We start from the raw sequence: 23,800 nt of genomic DNA, 5'->3' as shown, positions 1-23,800 counted from the left end.
ACTGAGGGGCGTATAGCAATCCGGATTCCCGGCGTCCAGAGGTTAAGCACGCGAACTTAAATTTTTTTCGGGCGTCAAGGATCTCTGCGAAAAATTGCAGTGGCAGATAGTTCGCCGTGTGGTGACACCTGTTTTTTTCCAGTCAGATCAACGAGGTGGGCAAAAACGTTCCGCTCCGCGGCTGGCAGCAGGGTTGCGGGTGTGTCGGTGTAGATACGCTTGGCCAATTGCCGCGCCGTTCCGTCTGCATCCTCCAAGGCAGACAGAATCTGAACTTCGCGGTTTTGCCTGTGTCGGATCAGCCAGTCCAATCGCGCGGCAGGGTCTGAAATTGGCGCACCGTGGCCCGCGTGAAAAACCGACCAGTCGCGCGCGCGCAGGCGGTGGCAGGCTGTCATGAAATCAGTCAGGTCTCCGTCCGGTGGTGACACCAACGAACTGGCCCATCCCATCACATGGTCGGCGGTGAAACAGGTATCCTGCCATGCCAGGGCAATGTGGTTTCCCAGATGCCCCGGAGTGTGAATAACCTTAAGCTGCCAGTTATCGCCCAAGATGACCTCACCATCCGCAACCTCTACATCCGGGCGAAACGCGGTGTCGATGCCTTCGCCACCTCCAGCCAACCCACGTGCTGCAAGGGTCGTCATAACTGCGCTGCGACCGGCTTCGGGGCCGCCAAACGCGTAGATCGCAGCCCCCGTTCGGGCGGCTAGGGGTGCCGCCAAGGGTGAGTGATCCAGATGGGCGTGCGTGACGACTATGTGGCTGATTCTCTGACCAGGTTGCAGTTCATTCAGGATCGCGTTCAAATGCTCTTCGCTTGCGGGGCCGGGATCAATGACGGCAATGTCGCGATCGCCTAGCAGATAGGTGTTGGTGCCGCGATAGGTCATCGGTGACGGGTTGGGGGCCAGAATGCGCCGCAGACCCGGTTGCAATTCTGTCGCAACACCAGCGGGTGGATTGAAATCGTCAGGTGCCTGCATTCTGTGCTCTTTCTCTTGTCCGGGCAGCCCGCTAGGTTTAGCGCATGTCGACGCACTGGCTCAAACCTTATATGCCACGCAGCCTATACGCCCGGGCAGCGCTGATTCTGGTTCTTCCTGTGATCGCGTTGCTGCTGGTTGTAGGAGTTTCCTTTCTTCAAAAGCATCTGGAAGATGTCACTGACCAGATGACGCGCGCAGCCTCAAGGGAAGTGATGCTGATCACCACCATGATGGACGGGGCCGAGACGCAGCACCAGGCATTGGCCGAAGTGCGCCCGGATCTTCTGGCGCTGGAAATGCAGGCCCGATTTCTGCCTCCCAACGAAACTCCCAAAACTGACCGTCCACGGTGGTACGACTTCATAGCACCTCAGGTCGAGGCAGAACTTCGTGCAAGGCTGCCGGAGCTGAGTGCTGTTGCGTTGCCAAGCAGCCGCGAGGCGCGTTTGTATCTGGATACGCATCTGGGGGTGCTGGAACTGACCTTCGACCGGCGCAGATTGTCGCCAGCGGCGCCGCATCAGTTGATCGTGACGATGCTGTTTTTCGCGATCATCATGACCTCGATTTCATTTCTGTACATGCGAAACCAGTTGCGCCCCATCACACGGCTGGCCGATGCGGCGCAGGCGTTTGGACGAGGGCGGAGCGTACCGTACTCCCCGGGCGGTGCCATCGAGGTACGCGCGGCGGGGAATGCGTTTCTGGATATGCGATCACGGATCGAACGTCAGATCGAACAACGGACGCTGATGTTGTCCGGCGTCAGCCATGATCTGCGCACACCTCTGACCCGCCTGAAGCTTGGACTGGCCATGCTGCCCGAGGACGAGGCACGACCTTTGTTACAGGACGTGGCGGAAATGCAGTCCTTGGTTGATGCATTCCTCGAATTCTCGCGCGGGGCGTCCGAAGGATCGCCTGAGGAAATCAATCCGGCTGAGTTTGTTCGACAGATTGTAGATGACGCGACACGAGCCGGGCATCCAGCCGAACTGGTCGCTGTCGAGGGGCAGGGAACGGCAATGCTGCGCCCAATGGCCGTTCGGCGGGCCGTCGAAAACCTGATCGGAAATGCTGTGCGCTACGGCAGCCGGGCTGAGGTCAGCCTGTCGCTGAATTCCAAGTCGCTGCGCATCCGTGTCGAAGATGATGGCCCCGGAATTCCCGCAGAGCAGCGCACAGAGGCCGTCAAACCCTTTACGCGGCTCGACCCTGCGCGCAACCAGAATCAAGGCAGTGGCGTGGGTTTGGGTTTGGCAATCGTGGCGGATGTTGCACGGGCCCATGGTGGCACCCTGAGACTGGCCAAAAGTGAACGCTTGGGCGGTTTGTGCGCGGATATCATTATTGGCCGGTAAACTGACACCTCTACCGGTTCAAACTCGCGCCAATATGACAATTTGTGCGTCTGGATTCCCGCGACAAGATTTTGGAGCATTTCAGCAAGACCTGTCACCCAAGGACGCTTTGATCGCAACTGGAAATCTGCGAACTGGACCAATACCTTTAAATTCGAACCGCGTTTGGACAGGTTGCACGGGACAGGATGAATGCTTGTTGTCAAAAACGCAAACAAAACCAGTGAGATGTGCGGGGTGTTCAAGGCAAGTGGCGGTGATTTGGTAGGCCCGGAGGGACTCGAACCCCCAACCAAAGCGTTATGAGCGCTCTGCTCTAACCAATTGAGCTACAGGCCCCCCTAGGCGCATTGCGTATCACGGTGAACAGCCGCGTCAAGCCTGACCGTTGCAACAAACGCCACAATCGAATAACCCGCCCGCAAAGCATTCAAAAGGAACTGGCCATGACAGCGGGCAAGAACGGAATCACCTATGCCGATGCAGGCGTGGATATTGACGCGGGCAATGCTCTGGTTGACCGGATCAAACCCGCAGCAAAGCGAACCAACCGCCCCGGCGTGATGAGCGGTCTGGGCGGTTTCGGCGCACTGTTCGACCTGAAAGCTGCCGGGTACCAGGATCCCATTCTGGTTGGTGCCACGGATGGGGTTGGTACAAAACTGCGAATTGCGATCGACACCGGCGTCGTGGACGGGGTTGGCATCGATCTGGTGGCCATGTGTGTCAATGACCTGATCTGTCAGGGGGCCGAGCCCTTGTTCTTTCTCGACTATTTCGCGACAGGCAAGTTGGACACAGACACGGCCGCGCGGATCATTGAAGGAATTGCCGAAGGGTGTGCGCAATCCGGCTGTGCTCTGATTGGTGGCGAAACTGCCGAGATGCCCGGCATGTACCCTGATGGCGATTTCGATCTGGCCGGGTTCTCGGTCGGGGCAATGGAACGCGGCGCTGACCTGCCTTCTGGGGTCCAGGCGGGGGATGTGCTGCTTGGTCTGGCGTCGAACGGAGTGCATTCCAACGGGTATTCACTGGTACGTAAACTCGTCGAACTGTCTGGTCTGGGCTGGGATGCACCGTGCCCCTTTGGTGAAGGTTCATTGGGCGAGGTGCTGCTTACGCCGACGCGCCTTTATGTCAAACCGGCCCTGTCCGCGATCCGCGAAGGTGGCGTTCACGCGCTGGCCCATATCACCGGTGGCGGTCTGACCGAGAACCTGCCGCGCGTATTGCCGGATGGGTTGGGGGCCCAGATTGATCTGGGCAGTTGGCAATTGCCGTCTGTTTTCAACTGGATGGCGCAGACTGGTGGTATCGCGGAAGCTGAGATGCTCAAGACCTTCAACTGTGGCATAGGTCTGATCATGGTGTGCGACCCGGATAAGGCCGATCAGCTTTCGACCTTGCTGGCCGAGGCTGGCGAGACGGTGGCGCAGATTGGTACTGTCACCGAAACGCCCGGAGTTGCCTATTCGGGCAAACTGCTGTGAGCCACAAGCGCGTCGCGATCCTGATTTCGGGCGGCGGGTCCAACATGGTGTCGCTTGTCGACAGCATGACCGGTGATCATCCGGCGCGGCCCTGTTTGGTCCTGTCCAACGATGCGCAGGCGGGCGGGCTGAAAAAAGCTGCGGACCGTGGCATTCCGACCGCAGTGGTCGATCACCGGCCATTCAAGGGCAATCGCGCAGCCTTTGAGGCTGAGTTGCTGAAACCCTTGGAAAACGCGCGGCCGGATATTGTCTGCCTGGCCGGGTTCATGCGGGTCCTGACCGCGGATTTCGCAACTCGCTTTCAGGGGCGAATGTTGAACATCCACCCTTCATTGCTGCCCAAATACAAGGGGTTACACACCCACGCCCGCGCAATTGAAACGGGCGATACGGAACATGGCTGCTCGGTCCATGAGGTGACAGCGGCGCTGGATGATGGCCCGATTCTCGGTCAGGCACGGGTGGATATCGAACCAGCAGATACCCCGGAAACTCTGGCCGCAAAAGTTCTGATCCGGGAACATGAACTTTATCCAGCGGTGCTGCGCCGTTTTGCCGAAGGCAACAGGTCACCCGTTCTCATGCCGTGAGGTTCCGAGGGTGATTTACACTCGCCTGAAAATCGTCCTATGGTCGTCGGTATCGCTTGGGGGCGAGGGAATTTACGGGCACTCACAAGAGCAAGAGCAAAACTAGTACGGCGCATGAAAACTCTGACGACGACGCAAGAACTGGCCGATTTCTGCAAGGCGGCCGCAAGCTATTCATATATCACAGTCGATACCGAGTTTCTGCGCGAGCGGACCTACTATTCGAAACTGTGCCTCGTGCAACTGGCGCTTCCCTCTGATGATGAAGACAGCGCGGTTCTGGTTGATCCGCTGGTTGAAGGCTTGTCTCTCGAACCGCTGTATGAGCTTTTCCGAAACGAGAACGTGGTCAAGGTGTTCCACGCAGCGCGTCAGGATCTTGAGATATTCTGGGTCGAGGCCGGTGTGTTCCCCAACCCGTTGTTCGACACACAGGTCGCCGCGATGGTCTGCGGGTTTGGTGAGCAGGTCGGCTATGAGACGCTGGTGCGGAAGATCTGCAAACAGGGCGTCGACAAGACTTCGCGGTTCACCGATTGGTCCCGCCGCCCTTTGACAGAGGCGCAGAAAACATATGCACTGGCGGATGTGACGCATCTTCGCAGGATCTACGAATATCTTTCCGCGGAACTCAAGAAGACGATGCGCAGCCACTGGGTGGCTGAAGAACTGCGTACGCTGACGCAGCCTGCCACGTATGACATTCGCCCCGAAGAGGCCTGGAAGCGGGTCAAGACGCGAACGAATTCGGCCAAGTTCCTGGCTGTTGTACGCGAGCTGGCGCAGTTTCGCGAAAGGTATGCGCAGGAACATAACGTGCCGCGCAACCGGGTGTTCAAGGATGATGCTTTGATCGAACTGGCGTCGACCAAGCCCAAGACAATCGCCGATCTCGGTGGATCACGCCTTTTGCTGCGCGAGGCGCGCAAGGGCCCGATTGCCGAAGGTATTCTTGCTGCGGTGACGAAGGGCACAAATTGTCCGCAGGAAAATCTGCCGAAGATCGACAATTCCCGGGATAACCTGAAGGTCAACCCGGCTTTGGCCGACTTGCTTCGGGTTCTGCTGAAATCCAAAACTGAAAGCTCAGGCGTTGCGGCCAAGCTGATCGCAACAAGTTCCGAATTGGACCAGATTGCCGCTGGCGAACGAGAACTGCCCGCGATGTCGGGATGGCGTTACGAGGTCTTTGGGGAAGACGCACTAAAGCTGTGCGAGGGGAAAATCGCGCTGGCGGCCAAAGGGCAGGCGGTCAAGGTCGTCTCGCTTTAGCGGCGATTACCGCCGCCGTGATTCCAAAGTATTCTGTTGCCCGACAACACGGATCAGACGAATGCCTTCAAGATCCTGGGTCGAGACATTAATGGCATCCGACACCATTCTTGTTCGTTCAGATCCTTGCGGGGTCTCTGTGCTGGGGTAATTCACGCGGAATACAAACTCCAGAATTCCCTTTTCTTTGTTTTCTTCTGAATTAACCGAAACCAAGCGTGCGTTATAGGCACCCTGCCGAAGCGCGGTGCCAGAGGAATAGATGATCGCGCCCGACGGAATTGGCTCGATCCGCAGCTCATCGATTTTGGCGATTGGAATGCTGGTATCTTCGGCGTCTGGGCGCGAAAACAGGCCTCTTCCCTCTCTTGTCTTGGGAACCAAAGCATCGGCGGCATTTGGGTCCGACGGCGTTTCAGACTTCACAGACCGGCTGGAGCCAAACCAGTTTGACGGATTCACCCGCGAGTCGCGCCAGCTGCCGCAGGCAGTCAGGGTCAGCATGGCGATGATAAGAACGGACAGAGACTTTTGCATGGACCCACTGCTTTTCACACGAATTCAGACAATGGGTTAGCGTAATTTCTTCGCGTTGAAAAGCCACAGCTGGGGCTGGACAGCAGGTGGTCGTCGGCATAGGTCACATGTGATTTCAACGAAAGGATCACTGCGCCATGGCCACGCCTGCCTTTGAAGACATTGTCGAGGATTTCGAGTTTCTCGAAGACTGGGAAGACCGGTATCGCCATGTCATCGAACAGGGCAAGGCGATGGAGCCTTTGGATGACGCGTTGAAAGTTCCGGCGACAAAGGTTCACGGCTGTGCCAGTCAGGTCTGGCTGCATCCGATGATCGAAGCAGGTGTGTTCAAATTTGATGGCGACAGTGATGCGCTGATCGTTCGCGGGCTGATCGCCGTGCTTCGGTCCCTATACAACGGACTGCCGGTGACCGAGGTGCCGCAGGTCGATGCGGCGGCAGAACTGGCCCGACTGGGCTTGAACGATCATCTGTCAGCGCAGCGGTCCAATGGATTGCGGGCCATGATCGAACGCATCCGCCAGGTCGCGCAGGAAAACGCCTGAGGTCACTCAGGGCGGTTTGCCCAGTCTGACAAAGTGGTTTCCAGATCGCCGTAGCCGGTGAAACGACGTTCGAACGCCAATCCCATGCGGTCCGCGCATTTCCGTGCGCGTTCGGTCAGTTTCGGATCGTCGATCTGGGCCTGATAAATCAGTTTGGTGTAATTGCCGAAATACATGTCCCGCAGTTCCGGGTGGCGATCCAGGCCCAGTGGTTTCCAGACAAATGCGTCGAACTGGCGGGCCAGAAAGTCAGTCAGGTAGAAGGCAGTTGTTTCGTCCTCGCCGCGTTCTTGAAAGGCCTGATTGCCTTCGAAGAACGAATAGCAATGAGGGCCTTTTACCATCTCGACGCCCAGTTTTTCGCAGGCGGATTGCAGCAGACCTCCGGTTCCGCAATCAGCGTAAACCACATAGATTTTTTCGAACCTGTCGCGGTGTTTGGCCACGGTGTCTTCAACTGCCTGCGTGATCCGTTCCGGATGAACATGCAGGATTGCAGGCAGGCAGGTCAGAGCCATGTGATCCCAGCCGTTGCGCGTTTTGATATCCAGAATTTCGCGCGCAAGTGCCCCGCAGGCGATCAGCAGGATGCCTGCGTTTTCCACGCCGTCATAGCCTTTGGTTGTGAGGCTTGCATCATCCGGTAGCGTATCGCTTGGCATAGGTCGGCTTCCTTATGGGCTCATGGCACAAGAGAACGAAAACAGCTTGCAGGCAAGCCTTCTTCCGACATCTCGTGTCAGGCTGCCGACGTTCGTGTTTCGAATGCCGATAACAGAGGCCGCGCGGGCGGGCCGTAGGCGGCGATACCTTGCTTCGATAACTCGGGAAACAACGATAGGATCTCCTGTCGGGCCGACCGATCAAGTGCGTTCCAGGTTTGGGCGCCGGGATGAAAGCTCTCGCTCAGGCAGCCTTCCGACCAGAGCAACTCATGCTGATCAAACAGCAGATGAATATAGGTTACGACCCCGCCGGGTTTGAGGATGATGTCATGTCCATTGACTAAGTGTTTGGCGGGGGCCAGCGCTTCGGAAAAGCCGGTATGCAGTTCCAAGCGCCAGTTCCAGAGCAGCATCCTGTGTTGCTGCGACACCAGAAGGTCGCGTGCGTTTCCAAATGCGCCTGCCTTGAACAGAACCGGCGCGAACGTGCCTGCGGCCTGAACCCGCCGTTGCCCGGCCCAACGCACCGTTTGAAACCCGTGGTCAAGGGTTTCAACCCGGTCGCCGGGACGCAGCGTTTCTACCGGGCGTTCTCCCTTCCTTGTTCTGATCAACGTTCCGGGCGTAAAGCACGGGACCAGATCCCAGTCCTCGCGGCTTGACACCAGTCCCGAATACCGATTACCGGCAAGACTGTTGAAGGTGATCGAGTGTATAGGCCCCGCTTCCAGAGCGGCCTGATCTGCGTTGTCCGAGAACTCTGGCACCAGATATGTGTTGCCATCCACATCCTGCGCGACAACGGCAGTAATGTTTGCACTTGTGCCGTCGAAATAAGTGACAGTGGCGTGGTAAACTGATGTGCCATCAAAGGTTTGCGGCGCGCTGCCGTCGATCGAAAACCGATCATTGGCAGACATGTTGTTCATGTCATAGGCAGAGCCGGGGTTTCCTACGGCGCTCCATGTCACGCTGTTGTGCGATAACGGCGCGTCCGTGTGACCGAAGGTTTGCCCAACAAGCGCGGAGGCGTTTTCAGCGACGTAATTGCCCTCAACATGATCGATATCGGCGAGTTTGCCCAACGAAATGGCTGTGAATGACTGCGGCACGGAACCCCCGAAACTTGGACGTTTCGGTTTTTAACCGCACTTTCGTTTACAATCGGATAATCAAGACGCCTAAGGACGGAGGCGGTGTAATAAAACGAAAAAGACCGCCCAAAATGGACGGCCTTTCAAGAAAAACCTGAGTGGTCTTAGCCAGCCAGTTGGTTGTGTTTGCGGCCCACGAAATCCTTGGCGGTTTCCACTGCAACAGCAGCGTCACGGCAGTAGGCGTCTGCACCGATGGCTTTTCCGAACTCTTCGTTCAGCGGCGCGCCACCGACCAGAACAATGTAGTCATCGCGCACGCCCTGTTCGACCAGGGTGTCGATAACGACTTTCATGTAAGGCATCGTGGTGGTCAGCAGGGCGGACATGCCCAGAATGTCGGGCTGTTCCGTTTCCAGTGCTTCCAGATAATTCTCGACCGGGTTGTTGATTCCCAGATCGACAACTTCGAAGCCTGCGCCTTCCATCATCATCGACACAAGGTTCTTGCCGATATCGTGGATGTCGCCCTTCACGGTGCCGATAACCATTTTGCCAACACGCGGAGCACCGGTTTCAGCCAGCAGCGGCTTGAGGATCGACATGCCGCCTTTCATCGCGTTGGCCGCCAGCAGAACCTCAGGTACAAACAGAATGCCGTCGCGGAAGTCATGGCCCACAATGGTCATGCCGCCAACCAGAGCTTTGGTCAGGATGTCATACGGCGTCCATCCGCGTTCCAGCAGGATATTGGTGCCTTCTTCGATCTCTTCTTTCAATCCGTCATAGAGATCGTCGAACATCTGATCGACCAGTTCGTCATCATTCAGTTCGGACAGGACGATATCTTCTTCGTCGGACATGGGGTATTCCCTGTGCTGGGCGGGCCATCGGCCCGTGGTGGCATTTTTTCCGTTTTGGCCAAAACGTCGCATTCTGACTGTGACGATTGCGACGTTGGTCGTTTCGGGACCGACCTATATGCCAAAAATGGCACCGGCTCGATTGAAAAGTCTGCAATATTATCCTGTTTATTTTTCATCTGTGCGTTCCTGTTCCTTCGAAGGGTTGGCTTGCACAGGTTTTGTTTCAGGCTTATCGTACGGCAAGAACAAATAGGGAACAAATATATCGTGAGCATCGGGTATGTCGTCAAGGCAAGGGGGGTGGCGTCCAATACTGCTGGGCGGTTTGAACGGTTTGCAACGCAGGCTGTTGATGACGGGTGGGTCATCGATGAAGACTTGCCGCCCCTGCGAACCGAGACGCGGGATGAGGTGGCGCGCAGTGCCATCACCTATAACCGTTCACCCGATTTGCCTTTTGACCGTTCGATCAATCCGTATCGGGGGTGCGAGCATGGCTGTGTCTATTGTTTTGCCAGACCCAGCCACGCCTTTCTGGGCTTGTCCGCAGGATTGGATTTCGAAACTCGCCTTGTTGCGCGCCCCAACATGAGCATTGTTCTGCGCAAGGAACTGTCGGCAAAGTCCTACAAGGTCGCCACGATCGTAATCGGGACAAACACTGACCCATACCAGCCCATTGAAAAAAACAGACTGATTACAAGGTCTTGCCTTGAGGTCTTGCAAGAGTTCAACCACCCGGTCGCAATCGTGACCAAAGGAACATTGATCGAGCGTGATCTGGATATTTTGGCTGACATGGCCAGCCGGGGATTGGTGCGGGTTGGTGTTTCGCTTACCACGCTGGATGCGGGTCTGTCCCGGCGGATGGAGCCCCGCGCACCGTCTCCGGCCCGTCGGTTGCAGACGATCAGAGCGTTGACCGATGCGGGCGTTTCGGTTCGCGTAATGACTTCGCCTATTGTGCCTGGGCTGACAGATCATGAGTTGGAGAACCTGTTGGGCGCCGGAAAAGAGGCGGGCGCAGATGCGGCAAGCTGGATCATGTTGCGATTGCCCCGCGAAGTCTCGCAGCTTTGGCAGGACTGGCTGGCAGAGCACGAACCCGCCCGTGCAGAAAAGGTCATGTCCAAGCTGCGCGAAATGCATGGCGGGCGGGATTATGACCCGCGCTGGGGGCACAGGATGCGGGGTGAGGGGGAATATGCCGAGCTCATCGCCCTGAGGTTCGCTAAAACCTGCAAAAGACTGGGGCTTTCGATAAAATCCGCTCCGTTACGATGCGAGCGGTTTGCAGTTCCGCCGCAACCCGGGGATCAAATGAGCTTGTTCTGAAACCAAATACCCAACCGTCCGCTGCTTCAGTATCGAAAGCAAAAGACCCCGGTTTAACCGGGGCCTTCTGGATTTATTGCGTGCTTTGATGGATCAGCGGTTTTCGATGTCCACGTAATCGCGCAGCGTCTCACCCAGGTACAACTGACGCGGGCGGCCGATCTTGTTCTGTGGATCTTCAATCATTTCTTTCCACTGGCTGACCCAGCCAACAGTCCGCGAAAGTGCAAAGATTGGTGTGAACATTGAGGTCGGGAAACCCATCGCCTCGAGGATGATACCCGAATAGAAGTCAACGTTCGGGAACAGTTTTTTGTCGGCGAAATACGGGTCTTCCAGCGCTTCGCGTTCCAGCTCTTTAGCAACCTGCAGTTTAGGGTTGTCTTCAATGCCCAGCAGATCCAGAACCTCGTCGGCCGACTGCTTCATCACCTTTGCGCGTGGGTCAAAGTTTTTGTACACGCGGTGGCCAAAGCCCATCAGGCGGAACGGGTCGTTCTTGTCTTTGGCACGGGCGATGAATTCGGGAATGCGATCTACGGTGCCGATCTCTTCCAACATTTCCAGACATGCCTGGTTGGCGCCACCATGGGACGGCCCCCACAAGCAGGCAATACCAGCGGCGATGCATGCAAACGGATTTGCGCCCGATGACGACGCCAGACGCACGGTGGACGTTGACGCATTCTGCTCGTGGTCTGCGTGAAGCGTTAAGATACGGTCCATCGCGCGGCTGAGGATCGGGTTGACCTCATATTCTTCGGCAGGAACGCTGAAACACATGCGCAGGAAGTTAGACGCATAATCCAAGTCATTGCGCGGATACACGAAGGGCTGCCCCGTGTGGTATTTATAAGCCCATGCGGCGATTGTCGGCATTTTGGCGATCAGGCGATGCGAGGCGACCTCGCGCTGATGCGGGTCCGCGATATCGGTCGAATCGTGATAGAAGGCTGACATTGCGCCGACAACACCGACCATAATGGCCATGGGATGCGCGTCGCGGCGGAAACCACGGTAGAAATACTGCATCTGCTCATGCAGCATGGTGTGGCGGGTGATCGTGGTTTCGAATTTCTCCAGATCTTTTGCGACCGGCAGCTCTCCGTAGAGCAGCAGATAGCAGACCTCAAGAAAGTGCGATTTCTCTGCCAGTTGGTCGATCGGGTAGCCACGGTGCAGCAACTCGCCTTTTTCACCATCGATAAAGGTTATTGTGCTGTCACAGCTTGCGGTTGAAGTGAAACCGGGATCATAGGTGAATACCCCTGCCTGACCGTAAAGCTTCCGAATATCAATGACATCCGGACCGGCGGTCGGGGTATGAACCGGCAACTCATACTCTTTGCCGTGAACGGTCAGAGTGGCTGTTTTGTTGCTGTCTGTCATGGTTATCCCTTCTTCATTCATACGCATGCCAAAGAAACCTCGGGCAGTGCGGGCAACGACTGCGCGCTTTCGCGCAGTCCGGGTGTTAGCGGAGCAGCGTTACCCGTTTATGAAATTCGGGTTATTTCGCTGCTTCTGAAAGCCGCGCCAGGGTTTCATCCCGTCCCAGCACAAGCATCATGTCAAAAACCGAAGGCGTGACGGCCCGACCAGCCAAGGCGGCCCTGAGTGGGCCAGCCAGCTTGCCGAACGTGAGCTCCTTTGACTCGGCAAAGGAATTCAGGGTCTCCTCCAGTTCGTCTCGAGACCAGCTAGCATTTTGCAACTGCGGCGTCAATTCTTCCAGTATACCGTCGGATACAGATGCCAGCGCCTTTGCGGCTTTCTCGTCGGGAACGATTGGGCGTTCCGTCAAGGCAAAGTGAGCCTTTTCAAGGAGTTCAGGAAAAGTCCGCGCCCGATCCTTGAGGCAATACATCGCACGTTCCAAATCACTCGATTGTGAATCTGTCAGGGGTGGTAAAGCAGCTGCGGCCAGGTAGGCTCCGATTTCATGCCGCAACGCAGCATCCTCAGAAATGGCGATGTGTTGACCACACAGGTTTTCCAGTTTTTTCAGATCAAACCGGGCAGGGCTTTTGCCGATGCCGTTCAGATCAAACCACTCCTTTGCCTGTGCATCAGTAAAGAATTCATCGTCACCATGGCTCCAGCCCAGACGGGTCAGATAGTTGCGCATCCCGGCGGCAGGATAGCCCATGGCCTGATACTCCTGCGCGCCAAGCGCGCCATGGCGTTTGGACAATTTCTTACCGTCTGGCCCGTGGATCAGCGGAATATGGGCCCAGACCGGAACATCCCAGCCCATTGCCTCATAGATCATCATCTGGCGCGCCGCGTTATTGAGGTGGTCATCGCCGCGAATGACATGGGTAACACCCATATCATGATCGTCGACCACCACTGCCAGCATGTAGACCGGTGTCCCGTCGGAACGCAGCAGAACCATGTCGTCCAGTTGGTCGTTGCGAATGGTCACGTCGCCCTGAACCTGATCGCGGATCACTGTTGTACCGTCCTGCGGAGCCTTGATGCGAATGACAAATGGCAGTTCGGGAAGAGCCGAAGGATCAGCGTCACGCCAGGGGCTGCGGAACAGGGTCGACTTGCCCTCGGCCCGCGCCTGTTCCCGAAAGGCGGCAATTTCGTCCTGCGTCGAGAAGCATTTATATGCCTTTCCCTCGGCCAGAAGCTGGTGCGCGACTTCGGCATGCCGGGCAGCTCCTTCGAACTGGCTGATTACATCGCCATCATGATCCAGTCCCAGCCATTCCATACCCTGAAGGATCGCGGTGGTTGCCTCGGGGGTCGAGCGCTCCCGGTCGGTATCTTCGATCCGCAGCAGGAACTTTCCACCACGTCCGCGGGCATAAAGCCAATTGAACAATGCGGTGCGTGCGCCACCGATGTGCAGAAAACCTGTGGGCGAGGGGGCAAAACGTGTGACGACCTGTTCGGACATGTTGAGGATTAACCTTTTGGTAACCGTATCTGGCATAGTTTGACGCCTGTCTAACGAGCCCGAAGGACGGGGGCAACCATGCGTGTTCTTGCACGGGTCGAGGCCGCACTGCTGCACCAGACAGGGTACCTGTTTCCGTGGACGCCAGTCATGCTGGCAACGGGGATCGGTCTCTATTTCGGTGCCCGGAGCGAGCCTGGCTGGCCGGTATACGCTGGTCTTTCTTGCTTGTTCCTGGCTCTTGTCGTCCTGAGCCGCCGGCTGCCACCGGGGATGGGAGCGTTAGCGACCGGGGGGGCGCTGATTGCGGTCGGTGTCATACTGGCGGGCACTCGCGCCCATATGGTGGCAGAACCGGTTCTGTCCTGGCGGTACTATGGCCCTGTCGAGGGGAGGGTCGTCGCCATGGATCGGTCTGCCTCGGATGCGTTGCGGTTGACGCTCGATCAGGTGCGCGTAGGGGACGTACCGCAGGAGCGCAGGCCGCAACGCATCCGTCTTTCTGTTCATGGCGCAACAGACCCTTTTGCGCCTGGGCAACGGATCATGACCACAGCGCATCTTTCGCCGCCGCAGGGCCCGGTTGAACCTGGCGGGTTCGATTTTCGTCGCCATGCCTGGTTTCAGGAGCTGGGTGCGGTCGGGTATACCCGCGTTCCTGTATTGACGATTGCGCCAGTCAAGGACGGTATTGGCGGTGTTCGAATTACCGCAATCCGAATGGCCATATCGCGGCGAGTGAAACAAATCCTGCCCGGAGAAATCGGTGGGTTTGCCGCTGCCGTCACCACAGGTGATCGCAGTGGTATGGGGCAGGAGACGCTCTTGTCCCTGCGCGCGTCGAACCTGGCGCATTTGCTTGCCATTTCCGGGCTTCACATGGGGTTACTGACGGGTTTTGTTTTCGTGGCCTGCCGTATTGGTTTGTCACTGATCCCCTTCGTGGCGCTGCGGTTACCTGTCCGAAAAGTTGCGGCTGTGCTCGCGCTGATCGCGGCGACGATTTATTTGCTGTTGTCCGGCGGGAATATCGCAACCGAACGCGCCTATGTCATGGTCAGTGTCATGCTGGGGGCCGTGTTGATCGACAGGCGCGCGATCTCGTTGCGTGCGGTTTCCGTTGCTGCGCTGATCGTTCTGGTTCTTTGGCCCGAGTCGCTGCTGAGTCCGGGGTTTCAGATGTCCTTTGCGGCAACGACAGCCCTGGTTGCCGTCTTCGGCGCATTGCAACAGGTGGGTCCGTTACCCGGCCCGAATTGGTTGAAACCGATTGCTGGTGTGGTGATGTCCTCGGCGATAGCCGGGCTTGCCACGGCCCCAATTGGCGCTGCGCATTTCAATACGATGTCTCACTATGGATTGCTGGCGAACCTTCTGTCCGTACCCGTCATGGGCTTATTAGTTGTGCCTGCGGCGGTTGTCGCCGCACTGGCCGCCCCATTTGGATTGGAGGCTTTTCCGCTGACCGTTATGGGCTGGGCGCTGCATTGGATCTTGGGGGTGTCAAACTGGGTGTCGCACCTGGACGGTGCTCAGGGTTTCGTAGTTAGCCCGCCCTGGTATGTATTGCCACTTGTTGCTGTTGGTGCTTTGTGGCTGGCCTTGTGGCAAGGGCGCGCGCGTTGGTACGGGGTCGGGCCCGTCGTTCTGTCATTTCTGCTTTGGAACTCGGGCCACAGGCCAGATGTTCTGATCGCAGAAAACGGGGGGTTAGTCGGCGTGATGACCGCTCAGGGCCGGGCTTTGAGCAGAAGCAAAGGCAGCGGGTTTGTTGCCAGCGTCTGGCTTGAGAATGACGGGGACGGTGCCGATCAGATCGCGGCAGCAGGCAGATGGCCGGACAGCAGCACCGTTCAGCGGTACCCATATCAGGATATGGAAATCATCCATATCTCGGGCAAAAAGGCCGCGCACGCGTTCGACGAATGCAAGAACAACCAGATCATTGTTTCGACAGTTGCGCTGACCCTTGAGGGAGCGTGCGCCGTCTTCGATCCGGATCACCTGACCGAAACCGGCAGCCTGTCATTGTCTGATGGAAAGCTGACTTCAAGTACAGAACTGACAGGTCACCGGCTCTGGTCCCCGAAGCCCGTCGGGGACCGTCGTTTGAATCCGGATCAATAGGTTCGGATCAGACCAACTAGGCGACCCTGAACCTTGACCTTTTCTTCAGGTAGAACGCGCGTCTCATAAGCCGGGTTGGCCGCTTCGAGAGCAATAGCGTTGCCGCGGCGGAAAAAGCGTTTCAGCGTCGCTTCCTGATCTTCTACCAGTGCAACCACGATATCTCCGTTATCGGCAGTCGCGGTTTCGCGGATGACAACCACATCACCGTCATTGATGCCCGCGTCGATCATCGAGTCACCGCGAACCTCAAGCGCATAGTGCTGGCCTTTCCCGGTAACCATGGGGCCGGGGACCGCCACGTGATGTGACACATGACTGATCGCTTCAATAGGGACACCCGCCGCGATCCGGCCCATCACCGGCAATTCCAACGCGTCCACCGCAACCGGTTCAATATTGGCCGGGCGGGGGCCTTTGGGCCGGTCACCTTCGATCACGCGGGGTGAAAATCCGGCAGTTGGTTCACCGCCAAGGCTTTCAGGAAGTTTCACAATTTCAATCGCGCGGGCACGATGCGCGAGGCGACGGATAAAGCCGCGTTCCTCCAGCGCAGTGATCAGCCTGTGGATGCCGGATTTCGACCGCAGGTCCAGCGCGGCCTTCATTTCATCGAAACTGGGCGGAACACCGTCCGCCTGCACGCGTTTTTGGATGAATTTCAACAAATCCAATTGCTTCTTGGTCAGCATTGCTCACACCTCGTCGCTCATGCGTTTTCTTTTGTTCTACGCATGTTCACGTTTTGTGTCAATGAATTTGGGCGAAGTTCAGATCGGCAGGTATCGAACCGTTTCCCCGGCCTTGCGGGCGGGATCGTTCGGGGGACGGACCAAAAGGGCGTTTGCCTGCGCCAGAACGCTGAGGAGAGAGCTGTCCTGATCTGCACAGGCCAGGATACCCGTTTCGCTTAGAACCGCACGCATGTAATGCTCGCGCGGGCCGTTTTGTGACAGTGGTTCGGTCAACCGGGCAGAGCGAAAGGGTGGCAGAACCATTTCCAGCCCCAGCATCCGGCGCACCATCGGGGCAAGGAACAGATAGCCACAGACCATCGCGCTGACCGGGTTCCCCGGAAGTCCGACCATCGCGGTGTCACCCATGCGACCAGCCATCAGAGGTTTTCCGGGGCGCATTCGGATCTTGTAGAAAGACCGATCCATCCCCAGCCCCTGCGAAACGTCAGACACAAGGTCGTAGTCCCCAACCGACGCACCGCCAATCGTCACGACGAGGTCGGCCCCCCGTGCCAGGTGAAAAGCCGTTTCAAGTGATGAGACCGTGTCCCGTGCAATCGGAAGGACACGAACCACAGCACCGAGCCCCTCAAGCAATGCCCGCAGTCCAAACGTGTTTGACGCGATAATCTGGTCCGGTCCCGGTTCTTCGCCGGGCATGACAAGTTCGTCGCCGGTCGAGATCAGGGCAATGACGGGTTTTCGAAAAACCGGGACCCGCGCGACATTCATCGCAGCCATCAGTGCAATGTCTTCGGCGCGGATCAAACGCGGTGCCGTGATGGGGGTGCCTGTCATAAAATCCACACCGGCAGGGCGGATGTTCGTTTTGGGGCCGGGGTCGTCTGTGATCGTGATCAGATCGCCACGCCGGTCGGTATCTTCCTGAATCACAACGAAATCCGCGCCCTCGGGAACCGGAGCGCCGGTAAAGATACGCACGGCCTGACCGGGGCCCACCGAGCCGTCGAAACGACGACCCGCAGCGGATTCGCCCACCACTTTGAACATGGCATGAAGCTCGACTTCGTCGGCTTTGACGGCATAGCCATCCATCGAAGATGCCGCAAATGGCGGCTGGTCGCGCGTTGCCACAACCTCGTGCGACAGAACACGTCCCGCAGACTGGGCCAGGGGAACCTGTTCCGAAGGTAGAGGGCCGACAAGATCGAACAGCAGGGCGCGCGCTTCTTCGACGGTAATCATTTCGCCTCGTAACGTCCTGATTTTCCGCCGTCTTTAAGACTTAAATGAATGCCGCCAATTTCCATCGCTTTGTCGACGGCTTTGGTCATGTCGTACACAGTCAAGGCCGCGGTGGAAACGGCGGTCAGGGCCTCCATCTCAACTCCGGTTTGACCTGACGTTTTGACCGTTGCTTCGATCTGAACTCCCGGCAGATCCGGGTCGAGGGTCAGTTCAACGGCAACCTTAGTTACTGGCAAAGGATGGCAGAGCGGGATCAGATCCGGCGTCTTTTTTGCACCCATGATGCCGGCCAGGCGGGCAACGCCCAAAACATCGCCCTTAGCGGCGCGTTGTTCTGAAATGATTTCATAGGTTTCCGGTGCCATCTTAACGTGACCCACAGCCACGGCTAAACGATCTGTGACCTCTTTGCCCGAGACGTCGACCATATGCGCCTGACCTTGAGCATCGAAATGGGTCAGCGGCATCACATTACTCCGGGGATAAGCGGATTGGACAGGATATGGCGGGTGGCCGCTTCGACATCGTCCTGACGCATCAGGCTTTCGCCGATCAAAAAGCACCGGGCGCCATAGCGCGCAATATCCCGCAAATCTTCTGGCGTGCCCAACCCGCTTTCGCAGACGATAGTACGGTCTGCCGGTACCAGTTTGGATAAGCGCCGAGTCGTATCAAGAGTGGTTTCGAAGGTCTTGAGATTGCGGTTGTTTATGCCGATCAAAGGACTTTTCAGTTGGGCTGCGCGTTCAAGCTCGGCTTGGTCGTGAACCTCAATCAGAACGTCCATCTCCCAATCGAAAGCGGTTTGTTCCAACTCGGCTGCCTGATCATCGCTGACGGATGCCATGATGATCAGAATACAGTCGGCTTCCAAAGCACGTGCCTCGACCACCTGATAAGGGTCATACATGAAATCCTTACGCAAAGCGGGCAGAGATGTCGCGTTACGCGCTTGTGTTAGATATTCCTTGGCACCCTGAAAGCTCGGCGTGTCGGTGAGCACGGACAAACACGCAGCACCGCCTTCTTCATAGGCCTTGGCCAAGGCAGGCGGATCAAAATCTGGCCGGATCAAACCCTTGGAGGGGCTGGCTTTCTTGACCTCGGCAATCAGGCCGTAACCTTGCCGGGACGCAGCTTGAAGAGCTGCGGCAAACCCGCGGGTTTCCGAAGCGGCGCGTGCTTCACTTTCCAGAGTTTCCAAGGGCTTATGAGCCTTGTCTGCTGCGATCTCTTCCAGTTTGTAGGCTTTGATCTTGTCCAGAACGGTTTCGGTCATGCGGCCTCCTGAGTCTTGGCGGCCAAGGCCGTGATTTTGTTTTTGGCTTCACCGCTGTCGATGCTCTCGGCGGCCATGGCCACGCCTTCGCGCAGATCACTTGCAGCATCGGCGACAATTAATGCGGCGGCAGAGTTCAGCAACACGGCGTCACGATACGCGGACGGGGCGCCGTCCAGCAGCGCACGAAATGCGATGGCATTTTCTTCAGGGGTTCCGCCGAGGATGTCTTCGAAAGGGTGCACAGGCAGGCCGGCATCCTCGGGGTGCAGCTCGACCTCTTTGATCACGTCATCTTCTAAAGCGGCGACCCAGCTGATACCGGTGATCGTCAATTCGTCTGTCCCGTCTGATCCGTGCACCAGCCACGCGCGATCTGACCCCAGCAAGCCTAGTGTTTCAGCCATGGGGCGGATCAACTCGCGGCTAAAGGCGCCAGTCAGTTGCCGTTTGACACCGGCAGGGTTGGTCAGCGGGCCAAGGATATTGAAAATCGTGCGCGTTCCCAGCTCCTGCCGCGAAGGCATAACATGCGCAATAGCCGGGTGATGCATCGGCGCCATCATGAATCCGATCCCGACATCTTTCAATGCGCTTTCAACGACTTGCGGGCCAACCATGACGTTGATGCCCATTTGACCCAATGCATCCGCTGCGCCTGATTTGGAACTTAGGTTGCGGTTGCCGTGTTTGGCGACTGTCACGCCAGCGCCTGCGACGACAAAGGCCGTCGCGGTCGAGATATTCAGAGTACCTTTTCCGTCCCCGCCCGTGCCAACGATGTCGATCGCCCCTTCGGGCGCCCGCACGGCATTGCACTTGGCGCGCATCACAGCCGCGGCCGCGGCATATTCATCAACCGTTTCCCCCCTCGTGCGCATGGCCATCAACAGCCCGCCAATCTGGCTTGGCGTGGCTTCGCCGTTGAACAGGATGCCAAAGGCAGTCTCGGCCTCTTTACGGGTCAGCGGACGATCGGCGGCTGCTCCAATCAGCGGTTTCAGCGCGTCGCTCATGCGGGGACTTTCAGTTCTTGCAGGAAATTCTTGAGAAGGGCGTGACCATGCTCGGACGCAATCGATTCAGGGTGGAACTGAACACCGAGAATAGGCAGTTCCCTGTGTTGCAGCCCCATGATCGTGCCGTCTTCCAGCTCGGCTGTGATCTCAAGACAGTCGGGCAGCGTCTCGCGCTCGACCACCAGCGAATGGTAACGTGTGGCTTCAAAGGGCGATGGAAGGCCAGCAAAGACGCCTTTTCCGGTGTGGTGCATGATGCCCATTTTGCCGTGCACAATTTCGTGGCATCGTACCACCTTGCCACCGAACGCCTGTCCGATGGTCTGATGCCCAAGACAAACCCCCAAAAGAGGTGTTTTTGTCTCGGCGGCGGCTTCGGTCAGAGCCAGACAGATGCCCGCCTGATCCGGGTCGCAGGGGCCGGGGCTTAGCAGGATCCCAGCCGGGTTCATGGCCATTGCTTCTTGCACATCCAGCGCATCATTGCGGCGAATGACCATTTCGGCACCAAGTTCGCCCAAATAATGTACCAAATTGTAGGTAAACGAGTCGTAGTTGTCGATCAGCAGCAGCATATGGGCACTTATCTTCGCTTGGGCATTTCGGGCTGGCGATGCAACCCCGGGCCACGGTATAATGTCCGCACATACATGCTCAGGCTTGGGCGGCAGCGTCAAGAGGACATACGGTTTCTGACGCCTCCAATTGACCGAGCGCCACACCAGATGGCGCAGAGCAGGGCGAGGCAGGGAAAAGAGGCGAAAGGCAGGAAATATGGGCGGATTTTTCGGAGGAATGGTCGCAGGGGCGATCGTTGTTTTGATCTTGGGTGCGGTCGTGTCGCTCAACACGCCGATGGTCAATACGCCGTTTGTTGCGACCGAAGCACCAGCGCCGACGATTTCAGAAACACCAGAGGCGCCTACTGAACTTGCCGAGGATGTTTCTGATGCCGATCTGGTGGAACTGGCCCCGCGTGCGCCAGAAGCCGCCGATAATGCCAGCGAAGATCTGGCCGACGTGTCCGGGCTGGAAGCGTCATCCGAGCCCCAACCCGAGGTTGGCAAAGCGGCTGAGGCTCCGAACGAGCCCGCTGCATCGGTCGCGACCGAAGTGTCTGTCATGACCGAAGCCCCCGCTGCGCCGCCCGAGCCCAGCCAGGTGCCCGCAGTTCAGCAGGAACAGTCCTTGCCGGTTGTAATTGATGAAACGCCCGCACCTCCATCCGAGCCTGATACGACCGAGGTCGCGGTTCTTGAGCCCGAACCAAATCCGTTGCCACAGGTCGAGGCTGATCCACAAACAAATGACACCACGACTGATAATTCATTTGAAAGCAGTCCGATTGCGGTGGAAGGGGATGAAGATACCTTGCCCCGTGAGCTTCCGCGTATTGCTGCGCTGCCTCAGATCGGGGGAGAACAGGAAGAAAGTGCCAGTTCGATTGTCGGAAAACGTATCCTGCCGTTGACGGAACGCGATGATGAGCCTGTTGCAGAACAGGCGATTTCCGAACAGCCATCTGCGGAAAAACCGATTGAACGTTTTGCTGCCAAGTTCGAGAACCCGGAATCTAAGCCGCTGATGTCGATCATTCTGATTGATGACGAAGGCGCATTCGGCGCCGAAGCGTTGCAGGATTTCCCTTACCCGATCAGCTTTGCCGTGAACCCGTCTGATCCGGATGCGGCGGAAAAGATGGCACGGCACCGCGCGGCTGGGTTCGAAGTTCTGGCCCTTGCGGACTTGCCCGAGGCAGCAAGCGCGCAGGATGCCGAAGTTTCCCTGTCCGTGTGGCTGGATACATTGCCTGAAACAGTGGGTATTCTGGAAGGCGTGAACAGCGGCATTCAGGGAAACCGCAAGCTGGCCGATCAGGTCGCGGCAATTGCTGCCGGAACCGGACGCGGGTTGATCACACAGGACAATGGGCTGAACACTGTCCAGAAGCTTGCGGTTCGCAATGGCATTCCGTCCAGCGTTGTGTTCCGCGATATCGATGGGGCGCGACAGGATCCCAGAATCATGCGCCGGTTCCTGGATCAGGCCGCGTTCCGGGCGGGTCAGGAAGGAACCGTTGTCATGCTGGGGCGGGTACGACCAGAGACAATCTCAGCCCTTTTGCTGTGGGGTCTTGAAGATCGCGGGAACCGGGTGGCGATGGCGCCGATCTCGGCCGTCTTGATGAAACAGGTGCAGTGACTGTTTGATTCAGGCGGCGATCTCCTGATCAGCCGCCTTGTTCTTTAACCGTTGCCGTTTCCGGTGAACCGAGCGGCATCTTCCGCTGCGCGCCGAATGGCGTTTGACTTATGGACAGTCTCCATGAACTCGGCCTCGGGGTCGCTGTCATAGACAACACCGCCGCCAGCCTGAATATAGAGTTTCTGATCCTTCACGATCGCGGTGCGCAAGGCAATGCACATGTCCATGTCACCGCCAGCGCTGAAATAGCCAACACCGCCGCCATAGACGCCGCGTTTTTCCGGCTCAAGCTCGTCAATGATCTCCATCGCCCGCACTTTCGGCGCACCCGAGACGGTGCCCGCAGGCATCCCGGCAAAGAAGGCGTCCAGGGCATCCTTGTCTTCCGCCAGCTCACCCACCACGTTGGACACGATGTGCATCACATGGCTGTAGCGTTCGATGATGAACTCTTCGGTCGGGCGAACCGTACCGATTTTGGACACGCGGCCGGTATCATTGCGCCCGAGGTCCAGAAGCATGAGGTGTTCGGCCAGCTCTTTCTTATCGGCCAGCAGGTCAAGCTCGTTCGCTTTGTCTTCCTCGGGGGTCGCGCCACGGGGACGGGTGCCTGCAATCGGGCGAATGGTGACTTCGCTGCCGAACACACGCACCAGAATCTCGGGGCTGGCCCCAACGACCTGAAAACCGCCGAAGTTGAAGTAGAACATAAATGGCGAGGGGTTGGTGCGCCGCAGCGAACGATAAAGCGCAAAAGGCGGCAGCGGAAAATCCTGCGTCCAACGCTGAGCCGGAACAACTTGGAAGATATCGCCAGCGCGGATGTATTCCTTGGCCTTTTCAACCGCTTCCATATAGCCCGACTTGGTGAAGTTCGACACCGGTGCCGCAACTTCGCGCGCGTCGCCCAGATCACGGGTTTCGGCGGGCATCGCGCGTTCCAGATCGCGGACCGCATCCATCACACGCTCGGCCGCCTGTGCATAGGCAGCTTTGGCAGATTGACCGTCGCTTGCCCAGGTGGGTGAGACCACCGTCACCTCGCCTTTGACACCATCCAATACTGCGACAACAGACGGGCGCAACATGATCGCATCTGGCAGCCCCAGCGGATCGGGGTTCACGTCCGGCAGGTATTCGACCAGCCGGACCATGTCATAGCCCAGATAACCAAACAGCCCGGCGGCAGCCTGAGGCAGGTCGTCTGGCAGCTCAATACGGCTTTCTGCCAGTAACGCCCGCAGGTTGTCCATCGGATTGCCGTCCTGCGCGACAAAGGCGTCGGCGTCGAACCGCGCCGAACGATTCAACGCGGACGTTTCGCCGTGGCAGCGCCAGATCAGGTCCGGTTTCATGCCGATGATCGAATAGCGGCCACGCACTTCTCCGCCCGTAACCGACTCCAGCATGAACGCATCTTTCTGCGCGCCCGTCAGTTTGAGCATCAGCGACACGGGTGTGTCCAGATCGGCGGCGAGACGTGTGTAAACCACTTGGTTTTCGCCCGCTTCATAGGCGCGCGCGAAGGTATCGAAATCGGGTGTCAGGGCCATCTTG

At 57.7% G+C, this 23,800-nt stretch carries 22 protein-coding genes and 1 tRNA gene; 8 read left to right on the top strand and 15 right to left on the bottom strand.

The annotated features are described in order from the left end of the window. Window positions 1-74: 74 nt before the first annotated feature. Entirely contained in the window at window positions 75-989 is a 915-nt protein-coding gene (locus tag ACR0NZ_RS04560) for an MBL fold metallo-hydrolase (protein ID WP_480517181.1), read from the bottom strand. Between the two features lie 44 nt (window positions 990-1,033). Here ACR0NZ_RS04560 and ACR0NZ_RS04555 point away from each other — a divergent pair, with 44 nt between their 5' ends. Then, window positions 1,034-2,353: an ATP-binding protein gene (locus ACR0NZ_RS04555; protein ID WP_480472994.1), complete on the top strand. Its 1,320-nt coding sequence runs from the start codon at window positions 1,034-1,036 to the stop codon at window positions 2,351-2,353. Between the two features lie 262 nt (window positions 2,354-2,615). Here the strand turns inward: ACR0NZ_RS04555 and ACR0NZ_RS04550 are convergent. Beyond that, window positions 2,616-2,692, bottom strand: a tRNA-Ile gene (locus tag ACR0NZ_RS04550). A 107-nt stretch (window positions 2,693-2,799) separates the two neighbouring features. On the opposite strand from ACR0NZ_RS04550, the gene purM reads away from it, so the two are divergent. The 3 genes from purM (at window position 2,800) to rnd (ending at window position 5,711) form a co-directional block, all read left to right on the top strand. Next, complete coding sequence (gene purM, locus ACR0NZ_RS04545; RefSeq protein ID WP_480472992.1) at window positions 2,800-3,846, top strand: phosphoribosylformylglycinamidine cyclo-ligase; 1,047 nt, start codon at window positions 2,800-2,802, stop codon at window positions 3,844-3,846. After that, window positions 3,843-4,439 (top strand): phosphoribosylglycinamide formyltransferase, encoded by a 597-nt coding sequence (gene purN / locus ACR0NZ_RS04540; RefSeq protein WP_480517179.1) that lies wholly within the window; start codon window positions 3,843-3,845, stop codon window positions 4,437-4,439. The genes purM and purN overlap by 4 nt, the downstream gene beginning before the upstream one ends. A 114-nt stretch (window positions 4,440-4,553) precedes the next feature. Beyond that, on the top strand, window positions 4,554-5,711 hold the full coding sequence (rnd, locus tag ACR0NZ_RS04535; RefSeq protein ID WP_480517177.1) for a ribonuclease D: 1,158 nt from the start codon (window positions 4,554-4,556) through the stop codon (window positions 5,709-5,711). A gap of 6 nt (window positions 5,712-5,717) precedes the next feature. Here the strand turns inward: rnd and ACR0NZ_RS04530 are convergent, their stop codons facing one another. Next, entirely contained in the window at window positions 5,718-6,248 is a 531-nt protein-coding gene (locus ACR0NZ_RS04530) for a hypothetical protein (protein WP_480517175.1), read from the bottom strand. 137 nt (window positions 6,249-6,385) lie between these two features. Here ACR0NZ_RS04530 and ACR0NZ_RS04525 point away from each other — a divergent pair, with 137 nt between their 5' ends. After that, window positions 6,386-6,796: a SufE family protein gene (locus ACR0NZ_RS04525; protein ID WP_480472984.1), complete on the top strand. Its 411-nt coding sequence runs from the start codon at window positions 6,386-6,388 to the stop codon at window positions 6,794-6,796. A 2-nt stretch (window positions 6,797-6,798) separates the two neighbouring features. On the opposite strand, the gene ACR0NZ_RS04520 is transcribed toward ACR0NZ_RS04525, so the two are convergent. The 3 genes from ACR0NZ_RS04520 to ACR0NZ_RS04510 form a co-directional block, all read right to left on the bottom strand. Next, the gene (locus tag ACR0NZ_RS04520; protein ID WP_480517173.1) at window positions 6,799-7,458 is read right to left on the bottom strand and encodes a DUF1638 domain-containing protein; all 660 of its coding nucleotides are present in this window, start codon (window positions 7,456-7,458) and stop codon (window positions 6,799-6,801) included. A gap of 77 nt (window positions 7,459-7,535) precedes the next feature. Continuing rightward, window positions 7,536-8,573, bottom strand: coding sequence for a Hint domain-containing protein (locus ACR0NZ_RS04515; RefSeq protein WP_480517171.1), 1,038 nt, complete (start codon window positions 8,571-8,573; stop codon window positions 7,536-7,538). A gap of 146 nt (window positions 8,574-8,719) precedes the next feature. Beyond that, window positions 8,720-9,418, bottom strand: coding sequence for a corrinoid protein (locus ACR0NZ_RS04510; RefSeq protein WP_209503809.1), 699 nt, complete (start codon window positions 9,416-9,418; stop codon window positions 8,720-8,722). A gap of 270 nt (window positions 9,419-9,688) precedes the next feature. On the opposite strand from ACR0NZ_RS04510, the gene ACR0NZ_RS04505 reads away from it, so the two are divergent. Continuing rightward, window positions 9,689-10,756 (top strand): PA0069 family radical SAM protein, encoded by a 1,068-nt coding sequence (locus tag ACR0NZ_RS04505; RefSeq protein ID WP_480517169.1) that lies wholly within the window; start codon window positions 9,689-9,691, stop codon window positions 10,754-10,756. Between the two features lie 93 nt (window positions 10,757-10,849). On the opposite strand, the gene gltA is transcribed toward ACR0NZ_RS04505, so the two are convergent. Together gltA and gltX are read right to left on the bottom strand one after the other, a co-directional pair. After that, the gene (gltA, locus tag ACR0NZ_RS04500; RefSeq protein ID WP_480472976.1) at window positions 10,850-12,145 is read right to left on the bottom strand and encodes a citrate synthase; all 1,296 of its coding nucleotides are present in this window, start codon (window positions 12,143-12,145) and stop codon (window positions 10,850-10,852) included. Window positions 12,146-12,266: 121 nt separating this feature from the next. Further along, entirely contained in the window at window positions 12,267-13,667 is a 1,401-nt protein-coding gene (gene gltX / locus ACR0NZ_RS04495; RefSeq protein ID WP_480517752.1) for a glutamate--tRNA ligase, read from the bottom strand. Between the two features lie 78 nt (window positions 13,668-13,745). Between gltX and ACR0NZ_RS04490 the strand changes: the two genes are divergently transcribed. Beyond that, complete coding sequence (locus ACR0NZ_RS04490) at window positions 13,746-15,794, top strand: ComEC/Rec2 family competence protein (protein ID WP_480517167.1); 2,049 nt, start codon at window positions 13,746-13,748, stop codon at window positions 15,792-15,794. Here ACR0NZ_RS04490 and lexA read toward each other — a convergent pair. The 6 genes from lexA to ACR0NZ_RS04460 form a co-directional block, all read right to left on the bottom strand. Beyond that, window positions 15,788-16,486: a transcriptional repressor LexA gene (gene lexA, locus ACR0NZ_RS04485; RefSeq protein ID WP_480517165.1), complete on the bottom strand. Its 699-nt coding sequence runs from the start codon at window positions 16,484-16,486 to the stop codon at window positions 15,788-15,790. The two genes, ACR0NZ_RS04490 and lexA, sit on opposite strands and share 7 nt — an antisense overlap. A 78-nt stretch (window positions 16,487-16,564) precedes the next feature. Next, complete coding sequence (locus ACR0NZ_RS04480) at window positions 16,565-17,737, bottom strand: molybdopterin molybdotransferase MoeA (RefSeq protein ID WP_480517163.1); 1,173 nt, start codon at window positions 17,735-17,737, stop codon at window positions 16,565-16,567. Then, window positions 17,734-18,207 (bottom strand): cyclic pyranopterin monophosphate synthase MoaC, encoded by a 474-nt coding sequence (gene moaC / locus ACR0NZ_RS04475; RefSeq protein ID WP_480472966.1) that lies wholly within the window; start codon window positions 18,205-18,207, stop codon window positions 17,734-17,736. The genes ACR0NZ_RS04480 and moaC overlap by 4 nt, the downstream gene beginning before the upstream one ends. Then, a complete protein-coding gene (gene trpC / locus ACR0NZ_RS04470) occupies window positions 18,207-19,019 on the bottom strand; it encodes an indole-3-glycerol phosphate synthase TrpC (RefSeq protein ID WP_480517161.1) in 813 nt (270 codons plus the stop codon). The genes moaC and trpC overlap by 1 nt, the downstream gene beginning before the upstream one ends. Next, window positions 19,016-20,035, bottom strand: a complete 1,020-nt coding sequence (trpD, locus tag ACR0NZ_RS04465) for an anthranilate phosphoribosyltransferase (RefSeq protein ID WP_480517159.1) — start codon at window positions 20,033-20,035, stop codon at window positions 19,016-19,018. The genes trpC and trpD overlap by 4 nt, the downstream gene beginning before the upstream one ends. Further along, window positions 20,032-20,613 (bottom strand): anthranilate synthase component II, encoded by a 582-nt coding sequence (locus ACR0NZ_RS04460; protein WP_480517157.1) that lies wholly within the window; start codon window positions 20,611-20,613, stop codon window positions 20,032-20,034. Before ACR0NZ_RS04460 ends, trpD begins: the two co-directional genes overlap by 4 nt. A 199-nt stretch (window positions 20,614-20,812) precedes the next feature. Between ACR0NZ_RS04460 and ACR0NZ_RS04455 the strand changes: the two genes are divergently transcribed. Then, window positions 20,813-22,240, top strand: coding sequence for a divergent polysaccharide deacetylase family protein (locus ACR0NZ_RS04455; RefSeq protein ID WP_480517155.1), 1,428 nt, complete (start codon window positions 20,813-20,815; stop codon window positions 22,238-22,240). 44 nt (window positions 22,241-22,284) lie between these two features. On the opposite strand, the gene trpE is transcribed toward ACR0NZ_RS04455, so the two are convergent. After that, the gene (gene trpE / locus ACR0NZ_RS04450) at window positions 22,285-23,796 is read right to left on the bottom strand and encodes an anthranilate synthase component I (RefSeq protein WP_480517153.1); all 1,512 of its coding nucleotides are present in this window, start codon (window positions 23,794-23,796) and stop codon (window positions 22,285-22,287) included. Window positions 23,797-23,800: the final 4 nt, after the last annotated feature.

Source organism: Ruegeria sp. AE3, from assembly GCF_056542225.1.
This window is presented reverse-complemented; position numbering and strand designations above follow the sequence as displayed.

Coding starts and splice junctions, on each gene's coding strand:
- ACR0NZ_RS04525 (WP_480472984.1), top strand. CDS start 6,386: ATGGCCACGCCTGCCTTTGAAGACATTGTCGAGGATTTCGAGTTTCTC.
- ACR0NZ_RS04510 (WP_209503809.1), bottom strand. CDS start 9,418: ATGTCCGACGAAGAAGATATCGTCCTGTCCGAACTGAATGATGACGAA.
- rnd (WP_480517177.1), top strand. CDS start 4,554: ATGAAAACTCTGACGACGACGCAAGAACTGGCCGATTTCTGCAAGGCG.
- ACR0NZ_RS04560 (WP_480517181.1), bottom strand. CDS start 989: ATGCAGGCACCTGACGATTTCAATCCACCCGCTGGTGTTGCGACAGAA.
- gltA (WP_480472976.1), bottom strand. CDS start 12,145: ATGACAGACAGCAACAAAACAGCCACTCTGACCGTTCACGGCAAAGAG.
- gltX (WP_480517752.1), bottom strand. CDS start 13,667: ATGTCCGAACAGGTCGTCACACGTTTTGCCCCCTCGCCCACAGGTTTT.
- trpC (WP_480517161.1), bottom strand. CDS start 19,019: ATGACCGAAACCGTTCTGGACAAGATCAAAGCCTACAAACTGGAAGAG.
- lexA (WP_480517165.1), bottom strand. CDS start 16,486: ATGCTGACCAAGAAGCAATTGGATTTGTTGAAATTCATCCAAAAACGC.
- ACR0NZ_RS04455 (WP_480517155.1), top strand. CDS start 20,813: ATGGGCGGATTTTTCGGAGGAATGGTCGCAGGGGCGATCGTTGTTTTG.
- moaC (WP_480472966.1), bottom strand. CDS start 18,207: ATGCCGCTGACCCATTTCGATGCTCAAGGTCAGGCGCATATGGTCGAC.
- ACR0NZ_RS04480 (WP_480517163.1), bottom strand. CDS start 17,737: ATGATTACCGTCGAAGAAGCGCGCGCCCTGCTGTTCGATCTTGTCGGC.
- ACR0NZ_RS04490 (WP_480517167.1), top strand. CDS start 13,746: ATGCGTGTTCTTGCACGGGTCGAGGCCGCACTGCTGCACCAGACAGGG.
- ACR0NZ_RS04460 (WP_480517157.1), bottom strand. CDS start 20,613: ATGCTGCTGCTGATCGACAACTACGACTCGTTTACCTACAATTTGGTA.
- ACR0NZ_RS04555 (WP_480472994.1), top strand. CDS start 1,034: ATGTCGACGCACTGGCTCAAACCTTATATGCCACGCAGCCTATACGCC.
- purM (WP_480472992.1), top strand. CDS start 2,800: ATGACAGCGGGCAAGAACGGAATCACCTATGCCGATGCAGGCGTGGAT.
- ACR0NZ_RS04520 (WP_480517173.1), bottom strand. CDS start 7,458: ATGCCAAGCGATACGCTACCGGATGATGCAAGCCTCACAACCAAAGGC.
- ACR0NZ_RS04530 (WP_480517175.1), bottom strand. CDS start 6,248: ATGCAAAAGTCTCTGTCCGTTCTTATCATCGCCATGCTGACCCTGACT.
- trpE (WP_480517153.1), bottom strand. CDS start 23,796: ATGGCCCTGACACCCGATTTCGATACCTTCGCGCGCGCCTATGAAGCG.
- trpD (WP_480517159.1), bottom strand. CDS start 20,035: ATGAGCGACGCGCTGAAACCGCTGATTGGAGCAGCCGCCGATCGTCCG.